Source organism: Sphingomonas pollutisoli (genome assembly GCF_029167165.1).
GTDB classification, from domain to species: domain Bacteria; phylum Pseudomonadota; class Alphaproteobacteria; order Sphingomonadales; family Sphingomonadaceae; genus Sphingomonas; species Sphingomonas pollutisoli.
The window spans coordinates 513,924-529,987 of sequence record NZ_JARFNJ010000002.1; the positions used below are offsets into that span (position 1 = coordinate 513,924).

General features: G+C 67.6%; 9 protein-coding genes. 7 read left to right on the forward strand and 2 right to left on the reverse strand.

Annotated features, from left to right (window positions below):
- Positions 1–20: 20 nt before the first annotated feature.
- Both PX554_RS05790 and PX554_RS05795 read right to left on the reverse strand, forming a co-directional pair.
- A complete protein-coding gene (locus PX554_RS05790) occupies positions 21–1,022 on the reverse strand; it encodes a cupin-like domain-containing protein (protein WP_275499709.1) in 1,002 nt (333 codons plus the stop codon).
- A complete protein-coding gene (locus PX554_RS05795) occupies positions 1,019–1,705 on the reverse strand; it encodes a SapC family protein (RefSeq protein WP_275499996.1) in 687 nt (228 codons plus the stop codon). The genes PX554_RS05790 and PX554_RS05795 overlap by 4 nt, the downstream gene beginning before the upstream one ends.
- 341 nt (positions 1,706–2,046) lie before the next feature.
- Here PX554_RS05795 and PX554_RS05800 point away from each other — a divergent pair, with 341 nt between their 5' ends.
- The 7 genes from PX554_RS05800 (at position 2,047) to PX554_RS05830 (ending at position 16,003) form a co-directional block, all read left to right on the forward strand.
- Positions 2,047–4,998 carry a TonB-dependent receptor gene (locus PX554_RS05800; protein ID WP_093221416.1) on the forward strand — a complete coding sequence of 984 codons (2,952 nt, stop codon included), beginning with the start codon at positions 2,047–2,049 and terminating at the stop codon, positions 4,996–4,998.
- 59 nt (positions 4,999–5,057) lie between these two features.
- Positions 5,058–6,599 carry a tryptophan halogenase family protein gene (locus PX554_RS05805; RefSeq protein WP_093221419.1) on the forward strand — a complete coding sequence of 514 codons (1,542 nt, stop codon included), beginning with the start codon at positions 5,058–5,060 and terminating at the stop codon, positions 6,597–6,599.
- A 30-nt stretch (positions 6,600–6,629) separates the two neighbouring features.
- The gene (locus PX554_RS05810; protein WP_275499713.1) at positions 6,630–9,311 is read left to right on the forward strand and encodes a glycoside hydrolase family 3 C-terminal domain-containing protein; all 2,682 of its coding nucleotides are present in this window, start codon (positions 6,630–6,632) and stop codon (positions 9,309–9,311) included.
- A 9-nt stretch (positions 9,312–9,320) separates the two neighbouring features.
- Positions 9,321–11,252 (forward strand): sialate O-acetylesterase, encoded by a 1,932-nt coding sequence (locus PX554_RS05815; RefSeq protein WP_275499715.1) that lies wholly within the window; start codon positions 9,321–9,323, stop codon positions 11,250–11,252.
- A 186-nt stretch (positions 11,253–11,438) separates the two neighbouring features.
- Positions 11,439–11,993: an RNA polymerase sigma factor gene (locus PX554_RS05820; protein ID WP_275499718.1), complete on the forward strand. Its 555-nt coding sequence runs from the start codon at positions 11,439–11,441 to the stop codon at positions 11,991–11,993.
- Positions 11,990–12,913 (forward strand): FecR family protein, encoded by a 924-nt coding sequence (locus PX554_RS05825; protein WP_275499720.1) that lies wholly within the window; start codon positions 11,990–11,992, stop codon positions 12,911–12,913. The genes PX554_RS05820 and PX554_RS05825 overlap by 4 nt, the downstream gene beginning before the upstream one ends.
- Before the next feature lie 90 nt (positions 12,914–13,003).
- A complete protein-coding gene (locus PX554_RS05830; RefSeq protein ID WP_275499721.1) occupies positions 13,004–16,003 on the forward strand; it encodes a TonB-dependent receptor in 3,000 nt (999 codons plus the stop codon).
- Positions 16,004–16,064 lie beyond the last annotated feature (61 nt).

Genomic DNA, 16,064 nt, shown 5'->3' on the forward strand with positions numbered 1-16,064 from the left:
CGAGCGGCTGGCCGGCACCGTCAGCCGCCGCGCAGCCACTTCATCACCTGCGCGCGGATACGGCCGTAATTGCCCTGCGCAAGCGGGCCGAGCGCGCCGTGCTTCGCCTCGGGCAAATGCGCGAGCGGATGGCCTTGGGTGCGGAACACATAATGGTCGAAATAGGCGCGCCACGCCGCGCGCTCGCGCTCGGGCCGCTCGGCGATCGCGATCATCGCCAGCAGCATCGCCGTATAGGGTGCGTCGGGGCCGATCGCGAATGCGTCCCACCAGAAGTTGACCAGCATGTTGAACGGCGCGGTCGCCTCGACCGAATGCCACCACAATTTGGGCAGGTAGAGCGCGTCGCCCGGCTCGAGATCTACGACAATCGCCCGCGCCCGCGCGGCGGCGAAGCGCGGGTAACGCGGATCATCGGGCGGCGCGCTGGCGGCGAGGCTGGTCGGCTGGCCCGCCATCGTGAAGTCGATCGGCCCGACATAGAGATCGCCGATCGCGTCGGGCGGGTACAAAGTGAAGCGCCGCCGCCCCGCGACGACACAGGCGAAATTGTCGAACGTGTCGTAATGGCAGGCGACCGTCGAGGCGGTGCCGATCCAGACATGCTGCCGCACCGCGCCGTCGGGCAGCGCGGCGAGCCGATGCTCGCGCTCGAAGCCCGGCAGATAGCGTTCGACCGGCAACGAGCCGACATAGACCGACGCGCTCTCCGGCGCATCCGCCGCCGCATCGATTCGCGCGAGCGCATCGCGCAGCGGCATCGCCTCGCGCACGAAGTTGAAGCCGTCGAGATCGGCCGCGTAATCATAGCGCCCCGCGATCGCGGCGGTGCCGACGAACGCCTCCGCCACCTGTCCGGAATCGAACGTTTCCAGGCATGCGAGCAGCGTCTGGCGGGACCGGGCGGCGGCACGCGCCGCCGGCCAGTCGCGGCACAGTCCACGCAGCACGACCGGCGCGCACGCGGGTGCGATCTCGGCGAGGAAGGCCGCGCGGTCGAGGGGACCGTCTCGTTCGATCACGCGACCTCGGCCAGCCGATCGTTGTGCAGCCGCGCCAGCCGCGGCACATGCTGGAGCGAGCCGATCACCGCGTACGCGAGGTGCAGCCAGCCGCGCCGGAACAGATCAAGCGCGGCGGCATCCTCGAGCGCGCCGAGCGCATCGCGGCTGATCGTGTACAGGCCGTCGAGCACGAGATGCTCGCCATCGTCGAAGCGGAAGGTCAGGTCGATCGGCTCGATCAGCTTGAGGTCGAGACACGCGCGGATGAACTGGTCGGTCGCCTCCAGCCCGACGCTGAGCTGCGCGAGCGCGCGCTGGACGCGGCGCAACGGCTCGTCGGGCTTGCCCTCCCAATCGAACACCGGCTTGCCCTCGGCGCTGCCGAAGCGCGGATGGTCGCGGTCGATGACGATCGAATCGTCGGACACGTAGAAGCCCTCGCGCTCGACGTCGAACAGGCGCTGCGCGTCGCTGAGATCGCGCGCGCCGGCGAGCAGCGGGCGGCCCGGTTTGAAGCCGAGCATCGCGCCCGCATAGAAGGCGCCCGTGTCGGCCTTCTTGGAGAACAGGATCGGGAAGCGCGCGGCGGCCGATTCGAACTCGGCGGCGACGATCTGCACGAACAATCGCTCATCGACCACCGGCGCGCCGAGGCGCAGATCGGCATGCACCTGGCTGTTGAGAACTTCCCATGTGGGCATCGTCACCCTTCTCCCGTCCTATTGCTGTCGCTGATCCGCCCGCGCGGCGCCCGCGGGGCCGCGTTTCGCTTCGGCGTATCACCGCTGCATAACCGGCGCGCCATCCCCGGCCAAGCCGTCGAGCGTGCTTTTATAGTCCTACAGAAACTGCTTGCAGAACCTTTCTGGTAGCGGTACCACCACCGACACAGACGAAGCCGATTCCACAGCCGGGCATATGATCCGGCCCGATCCGGCCTCGAATGGGGTGAACCCCGCTCCCGCCAACGATGCGAGAGCGGCAATGCCGAAGAGAAACGTTTTCTAAGGAGGGGAGTGCTGTGAGACAATCAACCACATTCATGTCCGCGCGGGGCCGCAAGTTCGGTCTGATCGGCGCGTCGAGCCTGATCGCGCTGGCGATCGCCAATCCCGCCGCCGCGCAGACCGCGACCACCACGACGGATGCCGCCAGCCAGGCCGCGCCGCAGACCGATCCGACCACCGGCCCCACCGCCGCCCCCGCGGTCGACGAGACCCAGGACATCATCGTCACCGGTCTGCGCGGTTCGCTCCAGCGCAACCTCGACATCAAGCGCACGTCGTCGGGCGTGGTCGACGCGATCTCGGCCGAGGATATCGGCAAGTTCCCGGATTCGAACGTCGCGGCCTCGCTCCAGCGCCTCCCCGGCGTGTCGATCCAGCGCAACGGCGCCCGCGGCGAGCCGACCGGCATCACGGTCCGCGGTTTCGGCGGCGACTTCAACACCACGCTGTATGACGGCCGTCGCATCTCGACCGGCACCGGCGGGCGCCAGATCGACTTCTCGACCGTCGGTTCGGACTTCATCGGCCAGTTGAGCGTGTACAAAACGCCCGACGTCGCGGTGTCGTCGAACTCGATCGGCGCGACCGTCGATATCTCGTTCCCCAAGCCGTTCGATCACCCCGGCTTCCGCATCGCGGGCAGCGCCTCAGGCTCGGTCCAGGATCGCGCCGGCAAGGTCGTGCCCACCGGCGGGCTGCTGATCAGCGACACGTTCGCCAACGACACGCTCGGCGTGCTCGCCGACGCGATCTACACGCGCCATGACACCACCACCAACCGCGTGTTCGTATCGGGTTGGGCGGGTGGCTATTACGCGCCGTGCCAGCTCGCCGGAAGCACCGCTGCCACCTGCGCACCGGTGGCCAACAACGCCGCCAACATCAACGCGCCCGCCTCGCAGAAGCAGACCGTGGTCGGCTGGTTCCCGCAGCAATACGGTTACGAGCAGGACTATACCAAGGACGAACGCGTCGATGCGCGTATCGCCCTTCAGTGGCATCCGTCCGAAAGCGTGATGCTGACCGTCGATGACAATTTCTCGCGTCAGACGGTCACGACCAATGCTTATGGCGTCGGCCTCTGGTTCAACCAGGGCGACTTGCGCAACGTAACGCTCGACAAGAACGGCCAGACGACCAACTTCCTTCAGGCCGGCACGCCGACCGACTTCACCTCGGCGATCAACAAGCAGGTGCTGCAAACCAACCAGATCGGCGGCAACCTGAAGTGGGATGCGACCGAGCATCTCAATATCGACGCCGACGTCAGCTACGGCCAGAGCTGGCTCAATCCGGACGGCAACATCGGTTCGCAGAACGGCGATATCGGCTATGGCGGCAATCTCGGCACGCTGACCGGCCTGTCGATCACCGGCAACAGCAGCGACGCCTTCCCGACGCTGACCAGCTACGGCCCGAACGGCAACCAGGCGAACTACGCCAACACCGCGCTGATCGGCTCGCACGTCACCGTAAACCAGACGCAGAAGAACACCGACCGGCTCAAGCAGGGCCGTCTCACCGCGACCTGGAAGCAGGACGACCTGACGATCAAGGTCGGCGGCCAGTACATCGACGACACGTTCGAGTTCCAGAACGCCAGCACGTTCACCAACAACTTCTGGCAGGCTTATGCGGGCTACGGCACGCCCTCGGGTCGCACCACCGGCATCGCGCCGCTGCCCGCGAACCTGTATCAAGGCTCGATCAGCACGAAGGACTTCATCCCCGGCTTCAAGGGGGCGCTGCCGCCGTCGATCTTCATGTACAGCCCGATCGCCTATCAGAACTATCTGAGCGGCCTCGGCAATCCGCAGACCCAGACGATCCCCGGCTTCAACAACGTGACCGGCTTCACCGGCGCGTTCGATCAGGCGGTCGATCCCGGCAGCATCCAGCGCATCAACGAAAAGACCTGGTCGCTGTTCTTCAGCGCCTCGTTCAACACCGAAGTGGCCGGGATGCCGTTCCACTTCAATGCTGGCGTGCGGAATGAAAACACGCACGTGACCTCGACCGGCCAGGGTCGCCTGCCGCTTGTGCTGCTGCCGAGCACCGCCGATCCGACGTTGCTGTCGATCCCGGATCCCTCGGGCTACACGCCGATCCAGAACGTCACGACACGCAGCAACTATTCGTATCTGCTGCCGAGCCTCGACGCCAAGCTGGAAGTCACCGACAAGCTGATCCTGCGTGTCGATGCTTCGCGCACGCTGACGCGGCCGGGCCTCAGCCTGCTCACGCCGGTGCTCAGCGTCGGCAGCGGCCAGCGCGTCGGCGCGCTCACCGCGAGCGGCGGCAACCCGAACCTGAAGCCCTATCTGTCGGATAACTTCGACGCAGCGGTGGAATGGTACTACCAGCGCAACTCGTACCTCTCGGTCGACTTCTTCCTCAAGAACGTCAGCAACTTCATCGTCGGCGGCGTGAGCCGGCAGACGATCAACAACGTGATCGACCCGACCACCGGCCAGCCCGCGAGCTTCGCGGTGACGACCCGGCTGAACGGCCCGGACGCGACCGTGCGCGGTGTCGAAGTCGCGCTCCAGCACGTGTTCGGTGACAGCGGCTTCGGCTTCAATGCCAACGCCACCTTCGTCGATACCAACAAGCCGTACGATCCGACCGACATCTCGCAGACCGGCTTCGCGGTGACCGGCCTCGCCAACTCGGCCAACTTCGTCGGCTTCTATGACAAGAACGGCTTCCAGTTCCGTACCGCGGTCAACTGGCGTGACGAATATCTGCTCCAGTTCGGGCAGAATCAGAACACCGGCCAGTTCGGTGCCGAACCGACCTTCGTGAATGCCGCCACGCAGATCGATCTCAGCACCAGCTATGACATCACGCCGCACTTCAGCGTGTTCGGTGAGATCACCAACGTCAACAACGCACAGGTCAGCACGCACGGCCGGTTCAAGAACCAGCTCCTCGACGTGTTCGATTACGGTCGCCGCTTCACCTTCGGCGCCCACTTCCGCTTCTGACCTTCCTCAGCCTCGGGGGTGCCTATCCGGCACCCCCGTTTTTTTGGTAACGGAAGCTTATGCAGAGCGTTCAAAACATCGTGATCGTCGGCGGCGGCACCGCTGGCTGGCTTGCCGCGGGCGTGATCGCCGCGAAGCATCAGGCAAGGATGCCGGCGGACTTCACCGTCACGCTGATCGAATCCCCCAACACCCCGATCATCGGTGTGGGCGAAGGTACGTGGCCGACGCTGCGCACCACGCTGGCCAAGATCGGCGTGTCCGAAACCGACTTCTTTCGCGAATGCAACGCCTCGTTCAAACAGGGCGCGCGCTTCGCCCGCTGGACCACCGGCGAGGCCGACGAAGGCTATTATCACCCGTTGATGCTGCCGCAGGGCTTCCAACGCGTAAACATGGCCGCGCATTGGCTGGCCGATCGCCATGACCAGAGCTTTTGCGACGCGGTCACCCCGCAGGGCGTGTTGTGCGACGATGGCCTCGCGCCGAAGACGATCGCCACCCCCGAGTTCGACGCGGTCGCCAATTACGCCTATCATCTCGACGCCGGAAAATTCGCCGGTTTCCTCCAGCGCCACTGCACCACCAAGCTCGGCGTGCGCCATGTCCTCGCCGATGTGACCGAGGTCCGTCAGGCCGAGAACGGCGACATCACTAGCCTGGTCACCGAACAGGCGGGCGAGATCGCTGGCGATCTGTTCGTTGATTGCACCGGCTTCGCCGCGCTGTTGATCGGCAAGACTCTGGGCGTGCCGTTCAAGAGCTGTGCCGACGTGCTGTTCTGCGACACCGCGCTCGCGATTCAGGTGCCGTACGAGAGCGAGGACGCGCCGATCGCGTCGCACACCATCTCGACCGCGCAGTCGTCGGGGTGGATCTGGGACATCGGCCTGCCCAGCCGGCGCGGCACCGGTCATGTCTATTCGAGCAGCCACATCTCCGACGAGGATGCCGAGCGCGAACTGCGCGCCTATCTCGGCCCGGTCGGCGCGGACGCCGACGTGCGGAAAATCAAGATCCGCTCGGGCCACCGCGAGACGTTCTGGAAGAACAATGTCGTCGCGGTCGGGCTGGCGGCGGGGTTCCTCGAACCGCTCGAAGCCTCGGCGATCGTGCTGATCGAAATGTCGACGAAGCTGATCGCCGAGCAGATGCCGGTGTGCCGCGAGGTGATGGACATCGTCGCCGCCCGCTTCAACGCCACCACGCATTACCGGTGGGGCCGGATCATCGATTTCCTCAAGCTGCATTATGTGCTGACCAAGCGCACCGACAGCGACTTCTGGCGTGACAACGTCCGTGCCGACACGATCCCGGATCGGCTGCGCGATCTGCTCACGCTGTGGAAATACCAGCCGCCCTGGTTCCACGACGAGTTCGACCGCGTTGACGAGGTCTTCCCGGCGGCGAGCTATCAATATGTGCTCTACGGCATGCGCTTCGGCACCGAGGTGTCGCGCGCGGCCTTGTCGGCGGAGGCCCGGCTCGCCGAGCAGACCCGGCGCGAGGCGGCGGTGCAGACGCAGCGGCTGCGTGCCGGCCTGCCGCGCCACCGCGATTTGATCCGCAAGATCATCGACCACGGACTTCCCGCGATCTGACTCCCCCTTCCCCCCCAGATGAGGTATTTCATGGCATCGTCCTTCCCGTTCGCCAAGGCGCTCCTCCTGCTCGGCGCCAGCCTCGCCGCCGTCGCCGCGCAGGCCCAGACCATCTCCGCCCCCGCCGGAGATGTCCGCGCCGAGGCCGATCGGATGGCGGCGGCGATGGTCGCGCGCATGACGCTCGACGAGAAGGTCGGTCAGCTCCTCAACGTCGCCCCCGCCATCCCGCGCCTCGGCGTGCCGGCTTACAATTGGTGGACCGAATCGCTCCACGGCGCGATCGGCACGCTGCCGACGACCAATTTCGCCGAGCCGATCGGCCTCGCCGCGACCTTCGACACCCCGCTGGTGCATGAAGTCGCCGGCACGATCAGCACCGAGGTCCGCGCGCTCCACACGCTTGGCCGCCAGACCGGGCGGCTCGGGCGGATCGGCACCGGGCTCGACACCTGGTCTCCCAACATCAATATCTTCCGCGATCCGCGCTGGGGTCGCGGGCAGGAAACCTACGGCGAAGACCCCTATCTCACCGCGCACATGGGCGTCGCCTTCGTCACCGGCATGCAAGGGCCGAACCCCGATCTGCCCGCCGTGATCGCCACGCCCAAGCATTTCGCGGTCCATAGCGGCCCCGAATCGACCCGCCACGCCGCCAATGTCTTCGTGTCGCCGCACGATCTGGAGGATACCTACCTCCCTGCCTTCCGCGCCGCGATCGTCGAGGGTCAGGCCGGGTCGATCATGTGCGCGTACAACCGCATCGACGGCCAGCCCGCCTGCGCCAACGATCTGCTGCTCAAGGATCACCTGCGCGGCGCATGGGGCTTCAAGGGCTATGTCGTGTCGGATTGCGACGCGGTGAAGGACATCAGCGACAATCACAAATATGCGCCGGACGGCGCCGCGGCGGTCGCGGCGGCGATCAAGGTCGGCGTCGATAACGAATGCCACACCCGCACGCTCAACGACACCGCCGGTCTCGGCGACCGGTACCACGAGGCGCTGAAGCGCGGGCTGATCTCGGAAGGCGATGTCGACCGCACGCTCGTCCGGCTGTTCTCGGCGCGCTACCGCAACGGCGATCTGCCCGGCCTTAGCGCGCGCACGCCGAGCGTGGTGCCGATCTCGCAGATCGACACGCCCGAGCATCGCGCGCTCGCGCTGACCGCGTCCGAGAAGAGCCTGGTCCTGCTCAAGAACACCGGCGTGCTGCCGCTCAAGCCGGGCCTGCGGATCGCCGTGATTGGCCCGCTCGGCGACGCCACCCGCGTGCTGCGCGGCAATTATTCGTCGGAACTGTCCGCCCCGCCGATCTCGATCGTGGACGGGCTCAAGCAGGCGCTGCCCGGCGCGACCGTGACGCTGGTTCCGTTCGGCAAGTCCTTCACCGATGGCGATCGTGTGCCGACCACCGCGCTGCGCACGCCCGATGGCAAGCCCGGCCTGCTCGCGCGCTATTACAACCCGCTCGAAACCCCGCCGAAATATTTCGCGCCCGACACGTTCAAGGATGTGACCAAGGCGATGCGCTTCGCGACCAAGCCCGTCGTCACGCGGATCGAGGCGGGTGTCTCCGGCGCCAACCTCGATCTCGCCAAGGTCTCCGATCATCACCGGACCATTTGGACCGGCTTTCTGGTTCCCCCGGCGAGCGGCAGCTACCGGCTCGGCATGAACGGCTCGGGCAGCTTGGTGTTCGACGGCAAGCCGCTGGTCGATGTCGCCGGCGCCTATGGCAGCCTGGCGACGTTCAAGGATGTCACGCTCGAGGCGGGCCACCGCTATCCGATCACCGTCACCACCGACGCGCATGTCGGCGGCGGGGTCGATCTGGTGTGGAAGCGCATCTCCACCAACCCCGATGCCGATCTGCGCGCCGCCGCCACCAACGCCGACGTGCTGGTCGCCGCGGTGGGGCTCACCTCTGACCTCGAGGCCGAGGAAACCCCGGTCAAGGTGCCGGGCTTCGAGGGTGGCGACAAGACCACGCTCGATCTGCCGGCCGACCAGCAGGCGCTGCTCGAAGCCGCCAAGGCGACCGGCAAGCCGCTCGTCGTGGTCGCGATGAACGGCAGCCCGATCAACCTCGCCTGGGCGAAGGACAATGCCGCCGCGATCCTGGAGGCATGGTATCCGGGCCAGTCGGGTGGTCTCGCGGTCGGCAACGTACTGTCGGGCAAGGTCAATCCGGCGGGCCGCCTGCCGCTGACCTTCTACAAGAGCGTCGCCGATCTGCCGCCGTTCGGCGATTATGAGATGAAGGGGCGGACCTATCGCTACTTCACCGGCACGCCGGTCTATCCGTTCGGCTATGGCCTCAGCTACACCAGCTTCGCCTATGCGCCGCTGGAGGTGACGCCAGCGGCGGGCGGCGCCGAACAGGGCCTGCGCGTGACGACCGAGGTGCGCAACACCGGCAAGCGCGCCGGTGACGAGGTCGCGCAGCTTTACCTGACCTTCCCCGACGTACCCGGCGCGCCCAAGATCGCGTTGCGCGGCTATCAACGCGTCACGCTCGCACCCGGCGAGGCCCGGCCGGTGACGTTCGAGCTCAGCCCGCGCGATCTCAGCGCGGTCACCGCCGACGGCACGCGCCAGGTGCTGGCGGGCCAGTACCGCGTCAGCGTCGGCTCGGGCCAGCCCGGCACCGACGTGCCGGTGCGCTCGGCGAGCTTCAAGGCCGGGCAGTCCGCCCCGCTGCCGCTGTAAGGGAACGCCATGATCCGCACCATCGCGGCGGGGGTAAGCCTGCTCGCCCTCGCCACCCCGGCGCTCGCCGCGCCGCGGCTCGACGGACTGGTCGGCGATCACGCCGTCCTCCAGCGCGGCAAGCCGATCGTGCTGACCGGCACCGCCACGCCGGGCGAGTCCGTGACGGCCGTGCTGGCCGGGCACAGCGCGCAGGCGCGCGCCGGCCGCGATGGTGCGTTCCGCGCCACCTTGCCCGCGCTGCCCCCCGGCGGCCCCTACGATCTGTCGGTGATCGCGCCGAGCGGCACCACGCAGGTGCATGATCTGCTAATCGGCGACGTGTTCCTGTGCTCGGGCCAGAGCAACATGGAACTGCCGGTCGAGCGCGCGCAGGATGCCGGCAGCGCGATCCACGGCCCGGCCGACGATCAGCTTCGCCTCGTTACGATCGCCAAGGCGACCGCACCGGTCGTGCAGGATCGCCTCGCGCAACAGCCGGTGTGGGCGGCGGCCGGCCCGCTCACCACCGGCGGCTTCTCGGCGGCATGCTTCTACATGGCGCGTGAGCTGCGCAAAACCGCGAACGTGCCGATCGGTGCGATCCACTCGAGCTGGGGTGGCTCGTCGATCTCGGCGTGGATGGGCGACGATGCACAGCGCGCGGCCGGGCGCGGCGCGCAGGCCGATCTGCTCAAGCTCTACGCCCGCGATCCCGCCGCCGCGATGCGCAGCGCGAATGCGACGTGGGAAGCGTGGTGGCGCGAAAAGACCGGCGACACGCCCGGCCACGAGCCGTGGCAGCCCGACGCCGCGCTCGATTGGCAGCCGGTGCCGCGCATCGACTTCTACGAGAACTGGGGCGTGCCCGCGCTCCAGACCTATCTCGGCATGCTCTGGTATCAAAAGACCGTCGATCTCACCCCCGAGCAGGCGAAACAGGTCGCGATGATCGCGATCGGCCCCGCCGACGACGCCGACCGCGTGTGGATCAACGGCAAGTCGGTCGGCGGGCGCGGCGGCTGGGACGCGCGGGTCTATACCGTGCCGGCGAACACGCTCGTCGCCGGGCGCAACGTCATCACGATCAACATCGAAAACGCCTATGCGACCGGCGGCCTGCCCGGCCCGGCCGACGTCATGAAGCTCAGCTTCGCCGACGGCAGCGCGGTGCCGATCGGTGAGGGCTGGCGCTATGCGGTCGCGAAGAAGCCGGGCGGCACCTCGCCGCGCGTGCCGTGGGACGACATCACCGGCGCGGGCACGATCTACAACGCGATGATCGCGCCCTTGGGCGGCATCGGGCTCGCCGGCGTCGCCTGGTATCAGGGCGAGTCGGACACCGACATCCCCGGCTATGCCGATCGCATGAAGGCGCTGATCGCCGAATGGCGCGCGCAGTTCGGCGCGCCAACGCTGCCGTTCGCGATCGTCTCGCTCGCAGGGTTCGGGAAGCCGGCGATCGCGCCGGGCGAAAGCGGCTGGGCGCGCGTGCGCGACGACCAGCGCCGTGTCGCCGAAACCGACGGGCATACCGCGCTCGCGCTCGCGATCGATCTCGGCGATCCGCTCGACATCCACCCCGGCGAGAAGCATGAGATCGGCCGGCGGCTCGCGGTAGCGATGGGCAGCCTCGCTTACGGCGCCGCCCCGCCCTCGTCCGGCCCGCAGGTCGCGAGCGTAACGCGCGACGCGAACGGCGGCGCGAGCGTCACGTTCAAGGGCGTGACCGGCGCGCTGCACACGCGCAGCGCCGCGCAGGCGACCGGCTTCGAACTGTGCGGCGCGGCGGCGAGGTCATGCCGTTACGCCTCGGCCACTGCCACGGGCGACCGCGTAATCTTGGCAGGCGACGGCCAGCCCGTCGCGCGCGTGCGCTATGCATGGGCGGATTTCCCGATCGTCAATCTCGTGGACGACGCGGTTCTCCCCGCCGGGCCGTTCGAGATGGCGGTGCGATAAGGCGTATCCTGCTCCCCTTCCTGGAAGGGAGGGGAGAAGCGGGAAGCTCGCCGCACCGGACTGTCACGCGCGCTTCATGGAGCGGCGCTAGCGTAAACCGAGAATCGGGCAGAAGTCCGAGCGGGGAGACGCAAGAGTGACGGGGCACCACATCGCGCGCCCGCTCCCCGGCGGGGTGCGGGCGCGATGAACGAGATCATGGCGATCGCCGCGCCCGCTGCCGAGCGCCGCCGCGCCGCGCGCGAGGAAGCCGAGCTTCGCACCGCGCTCAGGCGCTTCGTCGGCGGCAGGCTCGGCGCGGGCGAACGCGCCGATGGCGAGGACATCGTGCAGGAAACCTATCTGCGCCTCTACGACTATCGGCGCACGCGCCCGGTCGCGGATATCGGCGCGTTCTGCTTCGCGGTGGCGCGCAACCTCGTCCACGACCATTTCCGCCGCCGCGCCGCGGCACCGCGCACCGAACCGGTCGATGAGGCGATCGTCTGCCCGCAGCCGCGCGTCGAGGAGGTGCTCGACTATCGCCAGCGGGTCGAGATCCTCGTGCGCGCGATGAAGGTGATGCCCGCGCTGCGCCGCGAGGTCTTCCTGCGCCGCCAGCTCGACGGCACGCCCGCCGCGCAGATCGCCACCGATCTCGGGCTGAGCCGCGCGGCGGTGGACAAGCATTGCACGCGCGCGCTCGCCGATCTGCGCGCCGCGCTCGAACGGCGCGGGCTGCCGCCGGGCGCGCGGCCATGACGCGCCGGTCCGATCTCGCGGCCGCCGCGCGCTGGACGCTGGCGGGCGACGACATCCCGCCCTCCCCCGCGCCGCCCGCCGCCGCCGATCTGCGCGTGACGCTCGACGATCCCGCGCTCGGCGAGGCGATGACGCGCGCCGCCGGCTTCGGACGGCTGTCGAACGACGACATCCGTGAGATGCGCGCCGCGCGCCGCCGCAAGCTCGTCGTTGGCGGCACCGCGACGCTGGCGCTCGCGCTCGGCATCGGCGCGTGGCAGCAGGGGGCTTTCGGCCCCTCCGCGCCGGTCACCACGCATTACGAGACCAAGCGCGGCCAACAGCTCGATCTCGCGCTCGCCGACGGCAGCCGGCTCCAGCTCAACGGCGACACCAGCGTCGACGTGACGCTCGGCGACCGACAGCGCCGTGTCGCGTTGCGGCGCGGCGAGGTGTATTTCGATGTCGCGCATGAACCCGCGCGGCCGTTCGTCGTGGCGGCGGCGGGATCGGAAACCCGCGTGCTGGGCACCGCATTCGATGTGGATGTCGCCCGGCGCGAGGTGAAGCTCGACGTCTATCGCGGCCGCGTCCGCTTCGGCGGCCCGGCCGGCAGCGTCGATGTGCCCGCCGGCTGGCGCTCGCGCTTCGCGGGCGGCGTCGCGCAGGCGCCGGTGCGTTTCGATGCCGCGCAGCAGGACTGGCGGCAGGATTGGCTCGACACCGACAATATGCGGCTCGAGGATCTCGTCGATGCGCTCAATCGGCGCGGCGGGCCGATGATCGCGCCGCCCCCACCCGCGCTCGCCGGGCTGACGCTGTCGGGCCGGTTCAAGCTCGACAATGCGGAAACGCTGCTCGGCGCGATCGGCGCGGCCTATGGCTTCGAGACGGTCCGCACCGGCGACCGCATCCGCATCGTCGAAACGTCACACTCATGACATTGAATTGTAACAAAATTCTTTTGTCCTGAGTGGGGTCAACCGCCGTCTTCCGTTCGAGGCGCAGATGCGTCCGAGCGGAGGAATTTGATGAAACGCATAAAGGGAACATCGTTGATCGTCTTGGCGGCGGCACTCGCCGCGCCGGCTCTGGCCGAAGCGCGGCCGGTCGATACTAGCACGGCCCGCCCGATGCGCTTCGAGATCGGCGCGTCCGATCTGCGCAGCGCGATTTCGCAATTTTCGAAGGCCACGGGCGTTCAGGTCGTCGTTGCGCCCAACGCCGTCAACGGCCGCCACACCGCGGGAGTGCGGGGCGACATGACCGTTCGCCAGGCGCTCGACGCGCTGCTGCGCGGGACCAACCTCACCGCGACGATCCGCGGCGGGGTGGCGGTGCTCACCCCCGGCGCCGCGCCGACCGCGCAGATCGCGCACCTGACGCCGGCGGCGACCGCCCCCGCCCCTGCCGCCGCCGTCACCGTCGAGGACGATGACGTGCCCCAGCGCGACATCATCGTCTCGGGCTATCGCCACAGCCTCGAGGCGGCGCAGGATCTCAAGCGCCGCGCGGTCGGCGCGGAGGACGACATCCTCGCCACCGATATCGCCGCCTTTCCCGACCTGAACCTCGCCGAATCGCTCCAGCGCATCCCGGGCATCACCATCACCCGTGACAGCGGCGAGGGCCGCCAGATCGCGCTGCGCGGTCTCGGCGCCGATTTCACGCGCACCCAGCTCAACGGCATGGAAGTTCTCGGCAACACCGCCTCGGGTATGGACAATCGCGGCGGCGTGACGCGCTCGCGCGCGTTCGACTACAGCCTGTTCGCCTCGGAACTGTTCAACCGCGTGGCGGTGCAAAAGTCGTTCTCTGCCGAACAGGACGAAGGCGGCATCGCCGGCACCGTTCAGCTCTCCAGCGCGCGGCCGTTCGATTATGCCGGCACCAAATTCGTCGTCTCCGCCAAGGGCCAGACCAACGACAACACCAGCGGCATCACCCCGCGCGTGGTGGCGCTCGCCTCGACCCGCCACGGCGACTTCGGCGCGCTCGTCTCGGTCGCCTATAGCGAAATCAAGAACAACGAGTTCGGCTATCGCAACTGGGGCTGGGGCCTCACCAAATACGGCGCCGCCAACATCGGCCCGAACATCGACGCGGCGACCCGCCAGAAGCTGCTGAACGGCGTATGGCAAGCGACCGCGCAATCGCCATCGAGCTGGTACACCGATCGTAAGCGGCTCGGCGTCACCTCGTCGCTGCAATATCACCCCGGCACCAATTTCAAGCTCGACATCGATGGCCTGTACGGCCGGCTGTGGGATCACCGCGACGATTACGCGCTCGCCACCGCCGGCACCAACGCGCTGACCGGCACCTCGATCACCGGCGGCCAGGTGATCCAGAGCGCCGAGATCGACGGCACCAACACGCTGCGCGCGGCGAGCTTCACCGGCATCGATCTGCGCAGCGAGCATCACATCGTCGAGAACCACACCGATTTCTACCAGGGCGTCGCCAATGCCGAGTGGAAGGTCGGCGACCGGCTGACGCTGCACGCGCTCGGCGGCTATGAGGAATCGGATTTCGGCCAGCCGGTGTTCGACAAGGTGTTCATGGAGCTGAAGAACACACCGTTCAGCTTCGACATGAAGCCGACCATTCCGGTCAACACCTATGGCAAGGACATCACCGATCCGAACAATTGGGCGCTCCAGCGTCTCGACGTTCAGGAGAACAAGATCACCAACCAATATGCCAACGCCAAGCTCGACGGTGCCTATAAGCTCACCGACGCGCTGACCTTCAAGGCGGGCGGCGAGTTCAAGCATTTCATCAACAGCGGCTACACCTGGGTCAACAAGGTGTTCCACAACGTCCCAGCCGATGTCGCCATCCCCAACAACCTCAAGCAGACCGTCGGCGTCGATACGCTCACCCAATATATCGTCGGCAATGTCGATGGCGTGTACGGCTATATCGGCGACCGCCGGAACCTCGACGCCTCGTTCCTGCAAGCCGGCAGCGACTACCGCGTCGATGAAAAGACCTGGGCGGGCTTCGCGCAGCTCGATCTCGACACGCTCGTCGCCGGAATGCGGCTGCGCGCGAACGCGGGCGTGCGCTATTATTCGACCGACCTGATCTCGTCCGGCCATCTCTCACAGGTGATCGCCGGGGTGACGCAGTTCGTGCCGGTCGCGGTCGGCACCAACAGCCACGGCTTCCTCCCCGCCGCCAACGTCGCGCTCGACGTGGCCAAGGACGTGGTCGTGCGCGTGAGCGCCAGCCGCAACGTCAACCGCCCCGGCCTCGGCGATCTCGCGGCGGCTGGCTCGATCACGACCCGCCCCAACGGCGGCTCGCTCAGCCTCGGCAACCCGTACCTGAAGCCATACAAGGCGACCTCGGTCGAAGGATCGATCGAATGGTATATGGACCGTACCGGCTTCGCGTCGCTCGGTGCGTTCTACAAGAAGATGGACAGCTTCATCGTCTCGTCGACCCAGCAGATCCCCTACGGCCAGACCGGCCTGCCGCTGTCGCTGCTGATCCAGGGGCAGGACGCCAACACCCAGTTCGACGTCAGCCAGCCGATCAACGGACCCGGCGCCGACATCAAGGGGATCGAGGCGGCGTTCCAGCACGACTTCACCTTCCTGCCGGGCGCGCTCAGGCATCTCGGCGTGGTGGCGAACGGGACGTGGTTCGACGGGCACCAGACGGTGTTCTACAGCGGCGTGCCGCGCCGCCTGCCGCTCTACAATCTGTCGAAATGGGCGGCCAACGCGACGCTCTATTACGAAAACGCGGTGTGGGGCGTGCGCGTGTCGGACGCCTATCGCAGTCAGTATTTGATCGGCGCCAGCAACGCCTATGACAATGCCGGCGACGCCATCAAGGGCACCAACAACATCGACTTCCAGGCGCACGTCAACGTGCGCAAGGGCGTCCGCCTGATCGCCGAGGGCATCAACCTCACCAACACCGCGATCCGCCAGTTCGCCAGCGTCGATTACGACCGGCCCGAAGTCTACACCACCGCCGGCCGCACCTTCACGTTCGGCGTCAGCGCCGAATTCTAAGCCTTACCCCACCTGCCCGCCCGGCATTCCGCCGGGTGGGCTTTTTGCGCGTGCGATCCCG